The 5386-nt window shown below is 44.7% G+C and carries 9 protein-coding genes; all 9 read left to right on the forward strand.

What is annotated here, in order from left to right; translation table 11 throughout:
- The coding region (locus NMK_RS19180) for an external scaffolding protein D (protein WP_109016081.1) at positions 1-373 on the forward strand (373 nt) is incomplete at its 5' end.
- On the forward strand, positions 373-489 hold the full coding sequence (locus NMK_RS19185; protein WP_000033471.1) for a phage DNA packaging protein J: 117 nt from the start codon (positions 373-375) through the stop codon (positions 487-489). The genes NMK_RS19180 and NMK_RS19185, both read left to right, overlap by 1 nt.
- A gap of 36 nt (positions 490-525) precedes the next feature.
- Positions 526-1809 carry a major capsid protein gene (locus NMK_RS19190; RefSeq protein ID WP_000065572.1) on the forward strand — a complete coding sequence of 428 codons (1284 nt, stop codon included), beginning with the start codon at positions 526-528 and terminating at the stop codon, positions 1807-1809.
- Positions 1810-1919: 110 nt separating this feature from the next.
- A complete protein-coding gene (locus NMK_RS19195; protein WP_000487867.1) occupies positions 1920-2447 on the forward strand; it encodes a hypothetical protein in 528 nt (175 codons plus the stop codon).
- An 8-nt stretch (positions 2448-2455) separates the two neighbouring features.
- Positions 2456-3442 carry a Minor spike protein gene (locus tag NMK_RS19200; RefSeq protein ID WP_000466547.1) on the forward strand — a complete coding sequence of 329 codons (987 nt, stop codon included), beginning with the start codon at positions 2456-2458 and terminating at the stop codon, positions 3440-3442.
- Between the two features lie 63 nt (positions 3443-3505).
- On the forward strand, positions 3506-5047 hold the full coding sequence (locus tag NMK_RS19205) for a replication endonuclease (RefSeq protein ID WP_000252566.1): 1542 nt from the start codon (positions 3506-3508) through the stop codon (positions 5045-5047).
- A complete protein-coding gene (locus tag NMK_RS19210; RefSeq protein ID WP_435988044.1) occupies positions 4980-5132 on the forward strand; it encodes a hypothetical protein in 153 nt (50 codons plus the stop codon). Before NMK_RS19205 ends, NMK_RS19210 begins: the two co-directional genes overlap by 68 nt.
- Positions 5065-5304, forward strand: a complete 240-nt coding sequence (locus NMK_RS19215) for a phage DNA packaging protein C (protein ID WP_016670801.1) — start codon at positions 5065-5067, stop codon at positions 5302-5304. Before NMK_RS19210 ends, NMK_RS19215 begins: the two co-directional genes overlap by 68 nt.
- Positions 5301-5384, forward strand: a complete 84-nt coding sequence (locus NMK_RS19220; RefSeq protein ID WP_503128372.1) for a hypothetical protein — start codon at positions 5301-5303, stop codon at positions 5382-5384. Before NMK_RS19215 ends, NMK_RS19220 begins: the two co-directional genes overlap by 4 nt.
- Positions 5385-5386 lie beyond the last annotated feature (2 nt).

Raw genomic sequence — 5386 nt, forward strand, 5'->3', positions numbered from 1 at the left:
AACCGAAGATGATTTCGATTTTCTGACGAGTAACAAAGTTTGGATTGCTACTGACCGCTCTCGTGCTCGTCGCTGCGTTGAGGCTTGCGTTTATGGTACGCTGGACTTTGTAGGATACCCTCGCTTTCCTGCTCCTGTTGAGTTTATTGCTGCCGTCATTGCTTATTATGTTCATCCCGTCAACATTCAAACGGCCTGTCTCATCATGGAAGGCGCTGAATTTACGGAAAACATTATTAATGGCGTCGAGCGTCCGGTTAAAGCCGCTGAATTGTTCGCGTTTACCTTGCGTGTACGCGCAGGAAACACTGACGTTCTTACTGACGCAGAAGAAAACGTGCGTCAAAAATTACGTGCAGAAGGAGTGATGTAATGTCTAAAGGTAAAAAACGTTCTGGCGCTCGCCCTGGTCGTCCGCAGCCGTTGCGAGGTACTAAAGGCAAGCGTAAAGGCGCTCGTCTTTGGTATGTAGGTGGTCAACAATTTTAATTGCAGGGGCTTCGGCCCCTTACTTGAGGATAAATTATGTCTAATATTCAAACTGGCGCCGAGCGTATGCCGCATGACCTTTCCCATCTTGGCTTCCTTGCTGGTCAGATTGGTCGTCTTATTACCATTTCAACTACTCCGGTTATCGCTGGCGACTCCTTCGAGATGGACGCCGTTGGCGCTCTCCGTCTTTCTCCATTGCGTCGTGGCCTTGCTATTGACTCTACTGTAGACATTTTTACTTTTTATGTCCCTCATCGTCACGTTTATGGTGAACAGTGGATTAAGTTCATGAAGGATGGTGTTAATGCCACTCCTCTCCCGACTGTTAACACTACTGGTTATATTGACCATGCCGCTTTTCTTGGCACGATTAACCCTGATACCAATAAAATCCCTAAGCATTTGTTTCAGGGTTATTTGAATATCTATAACAACTATTTTAAAGCGCCGTGGATGCCTGACCGTACCGAGGCTAACCCTAATGAGCTTAATCAAGATGATGCTCGTTATGGTTTCCGTTGCTGCCATCTCAAAAACATTTGGACTGCTCCGCTTCCTCCTGAGACTGAGCTTTCTCGCCAAATGACGACTTCTACCACATCTATTGACATTATGGGTCTGCAAGCTGCTTATGCTAATTTGCATACTGACCAAGAACGTGATTACTTCATGCAGCGTTACCATGATGTTATTTCTTCATTTGGAGGTAAAACCTCTTATGACGCTGACAACCGTCCTTTACTTGTCATGCGCTCTAATCTCTGGGCATCTGGCTATGATGTTGATGGAACTGACCAAACGTCGTTAGGCCAGTTTTCTGGTCGTGTTCAACAGACCTATAAACATTCTGTGCCGCGTTTCTTTGTTCCTGAGCATGGCACTATGTTTACTCTTGCGCTTGTTCGTTTTCCGCCTACTGCGACTAAAGAGATTCAGTACCTTAACGCTAAAGGTGCTTTGACTTATACCGATATTGCTGGCGACCCTGTTTTGTATGGCAACTTGCCGCCGCGTGAAATTTCTATGAAGGATGTTTTCCGTTCTGGTGATTCGTCTAAGAAGTTTAAGATTGCTGAGGGTCAGTGGTATCGTTATGCGCCTTCGTATGTTTCTCCTGCTTATCACCTTCTTGAAGGCTTCCCATTCATTCAGGAACCGCCTTCTGGTGATTTGCAAGAACGCGTACTTATTCGCCACCATGATTATGACCAGTGTTTCCAGTCCGTTCAGTTGTTGCAGTGGAATAGTCAGGTTAAATTTAATGTGACCGTTTATCGCAATCTGCCGACCACTCGCGATTCAATCATGACTTCGTGATAAAAGATTGAGTGTGAGGTTATAACGCCGAAGCGGTAAAAATTTTAATTTTTGCCGCTGAGGGGTTGACCAAGCGAAGCGCGGTAGGTTTTCTGCTTAGGAGTTTAATCATGTTTCAGACTTTTATTTCTCGCCATAATTCAAACTTTTTTTCTGATAAGCTGGTTCTCACTTCTGTTACTCCAGCTTCTTCGGCACCTGTTTTACAGACACCTAAAGCTACATCGTCAACGTTATATTTTGATAGTTTGACGGTTAATGCTGGTAATGGTGGTTTTCTTCATTGCATTCAGATGGATACATCTGTCAACGCCGCTAATCAGGTTGTTTCTGTTGGTGCTGATATTGCTTTTGATGCCGACCCTAAATTTTTTGCCTGTTTGGTTCGCTTTGAGTCTTCTTCGGTTCCGACTACCCTCCCGACTGCCTATGATGTTTATCCTTTGGATGGTCGCCATGATGGTGGTTATTATACCGTCAAGGACTGTGTGACTATTGACGTCCTTCCCCGTACGCCGGGCAATAATGTTTATGTTGGTTTCATGGTTTGGTCTAACTTTACCGCTACTAAATGCCGCGGATTGGTTTCGCTGAATCAGGTTATTAAAGAGATTATTTGTCTCCAGCCACTTAAGTGAGGTGATTTATGTTTGGTGCTATTGCTGGCGGTATTGCTTCTGCTCTTGCTGGTGGCGCCATGTCTAAATTGTTTGGAGGCGGTCAAAAAGCCGCCTCCGGTGGCATTCAAGGTGATGTGCTTGCTACCGATAACAATACTGTAGGCATGGGTGATGCTGGTATTAAATCTGCCATTCAAGGCTCTAATGTTCCTAACCCTGATGAGGCCGTCCCTAGTTTTGTTTCTGGTGCTATGGCTAAAGCTGGTAAAGGACTTCTTGAAGGTACGTTGCAGGCTGGCACTTCTGCCGTTTCTGATAAGTTGCTTGATTTGGTTGGACTTGGTGGCAAGTCTGCCGCTGATAAAGGAAAGGATACTCGTGATTATCTTGCTGCTGCATTTCCTGAGCTTAATGCTTGGGAGCGTGCTGGTGCTGATGCTTCCTCTGCTGGTATGGTTGACGCCGGATTTGAGAATCAAAAAGAGCTTACTAAAATGCAACTGGACAATCAGAAAGAGATTGCCGAGATGCAAAATGAGACTCAAAAAGAGATTGCTGGCATTCAGTCGGCGACTTCACGCCAGAATACGAAAGACCAGGTATATGCACAAAATGAGATGCTTGCTTATCAACAGAAGGAGTCTACTGCTCGCGTTGCGTCTATTATGGAAAACACCAATCTTTCCAAGCAACAGCAGGTTTCCGAGATTATGCGCCAAATGCTTACTCAAGCTCAAACGGCTGGTCAGTATTTTACCAATGACCAAATCAAAGAAATGACTCGCAAGGTTAGTGCTGAGGTTGACTTAGTTCATCAGCAAACGCAGAATCAGCGGTATGGCTCTTCTCATATTGGCGCTACTGCAAAGGATATTTCTAATGTCGTCACTGATGCTGCTTCTGGTGTGGTTGATATTTTTCATGGTATTGATAAAGCTGTTGCCGATACTTGGAACAATTTCTGGAAAGACGGTAAAGCTGATGGTATTGGCTCTAATTTGTCTAGGAAATAACCGTCAGGATTGACACCCTCCCAATTGTATGTTTTCATGCCTCCAAATCTTGGAGGCTTTTTTATGGTTCGTTCTTATTACCCTTCTGAATGTCACGCTGATTATTTTGACTTTGAGCGTATCGAGGCTCTTAAACCTGCTATTGAGGCTTGTGGCATTTCTACTCTTTCTCAATCCCCAATGCTTGGCTTCCATAAGCAGATGGATAACCGCATCAAGCTCTTGGAAGAGATTCTGTCTTTTCGTATGCAGGGCGTTGAGTTCGATAATGGTGATATGTATGTTGACGGCCATAAGGCTGCTTCTGACGTTCGTGATGAGTTTGTATCTGTTACTGAGAAGTTAATGGATGAATTGGCACAATGCTACAATGTGCTCCCCCAACTTGATATTAATAACACTATAGACCACCGCCCCGAAGGGGACGAAAAATGGTTTTTAGAGAACGAGAAGACGGTTACGCAGTTTTGCCGCAAGCTGGCTGCTGAACGCCCTCTTAAGGATATTCGCGATGAGTATAATTACCCCAAAAAGAAAGGTATTAAGGATGAGTGTTCAAGATTGCTGGAGGCCTCCACTATGAAATCGCGTAGAGGCTTTGCTATTCAGCGTTTGATGAATGCAATGCGACAGGCTCATGCTGATGGTTGGTTTATCGTTTTTGACACTCTCACGTTGGCTGACGACCGATTAGAGGCGTTTTATGATAATCCCAATGCTTTGCGTGACTATTTTCGTGATATTGGTCGTATGGTTCTTGCTGCCGAGGGTCGCAAGGCTAATGATTCACACGCCGACTGCTATCAGTATTTTTGTGTGCCTGAGTATGGTACAGCTAATGGCCGTCTTCATTTCCATGCGGTGCACTTTATGCGGACACTTCCTACAGGTAGCGTTGACCCTAATTTTGGTCGTCGGGTACGCAATCGCCGCCAGTTAAATAGCTTGCAAAATACGTGGCCTTATGGTTACAGTATGCCCATCGCAGTTCGCTACACGCAGGACGCTTTTTCACGTTCTGGTTGGTTGTGGCCTGTTGATGCTAAAGGTGAGCCGCTTAAAGCTACCAGTTATATGGCTGTTGGTTTCTATGTGGCTAAATACGTTAACAAAAAGTCAGATATGGACCTTGCTGCTAAAGGTCTAGGAGCTAAAGAATGGAACAACTCACTAAAAACCAAGCTGTCGCTACTTCCCAAGAAGCTGTTCAGAATCAGAATGAGCCGCAACTTCGGGATGAAAATGCTCACAATGACAAATCTGTCCACGGAGTGCTTAATCCAACTTACCAAGCTGGGTTACGACGCGACGCCGTTCAACCAGATATTGAAGCAGAACGCAAAAAGAGAGATGAGATTGAGGCTGGGAAAAGTTACTGTAGCCGACGTTTTGGCGGCGCAACCTGTGACGACAAATCTGCTCAAATTTATGCGCGCTTCGATAAAAATGATTGGCGTATCCAACCTGCAGAGTTTTATCGCTTCCATGACGCAGAAGTTAACACTTTCGGATATTTCTGATGAGTCGAAAAATTATCTTGATAAAGCAGGAATTACTACTGCTTGTTTACGAATTAAATCGAAGTGGACTGCTGGCGGAAAATGAGAAAATTCGACCTATCCTTGCGCAGCTCGAGAAGCTCTTACTTTGCGACCTTTCGCCATCAACTAACGATTCTGTCAAAAACTGACGCGTTGGATGAGGAGAAGTGGCTTAATATGCTTGGCACGTTCGTCAAGGACTGGTTTAGATATGAGTCACATTTTGTTCATGGTAGAGATTCTCTTGTTGACATTTTAAAAGAGCGTGGATTACTATCTGAGTCCGATGCTGTTCAACCACTAATAGGTAAGAAATCATGAGTCAAGTTACTGAACAATCCGTACGTTTCCAGACCGCTTTGGCCTCTATTAAGCTCATTCAGCTGCCGTTTTGGATTTAACC

Source organism: Novimethylophilus kurashikiensis, assembly GCF_003112435.1.
GTDB lineage: Bacteria > Pseudomonadota > Gammaproteobacteria > Burkholderiales > Methylophilaceae > Novimethylophilus > Novimethylophilus kurashikiensis.